The organism is Vibrio sp. T20, assembly GCF_007858795.1.
Taxonomy (GTDB): Bacteria; Pseudomonadota; Gammaproteobacteria; order Enterobacterales; family Vibrionaceae; genus Vibrio; species Vibrio satsumensis.
This window is the reverse complement of sequence record NZ_VFEB01000204.1, coordinates 1-405: the sequence shown is the minus strand read 5'-3', so window position 1 is coordinate 405 and position 405 is coordinate 1. Positions and strand designations below refer to the sequence as shown.

At 41.5% G+C, this 405-nt stretch carries 1 protein-coding gene; it reads right to left on the bottom strand.

Features of this window, described 5'->3' with window-relative positions:
• Positions 1 to 37 precede the first annotated feature (37 nt).
• Positions 38 to 405 (bottom strand): Holliday junction resolvase RuvX (ruvX, locus tag FTW16_RS21405; protein WP_146492385.1); only part of this gene is annotated, 368 nt, incomplete at its 5' end.

Below are 405 nucleotides of genomic sequence, written 5' to 3'. Positions count from 1 at the left end.
TAGAATAGAGTGTAATCATTGCTCGCTTAATGCTGAGTTAAAAATATTGTGCTTCAAACCAGCTTTCTAGAATGACAACAGCAGATTGGTTATCCACATTTCCTTTGCTTAATGCTTTATAACCGCCCATATCAAAAAGCTCGGATCTGGCTTCAGCTGTAGATAGTCTTTCATCATGAAGTTCGACATCAATACCAAAGCGCCCTTTGAGGCGATTAGCAAACTTCTTTGCTCTTGGAGTCATGGTTGCTAGATCTTTGCCGTGTAAATCCGTTGGCAAACCGACGATAATCAGATTAGGTTGCCATTCTTTGATTTGCTTCTCGATATCATCCCAATTCGGAATACCATCTTTAGCCTTGAAGGCTGTTAAGGGACTTGCGGTACCAGTAATCTCTTGGCCGA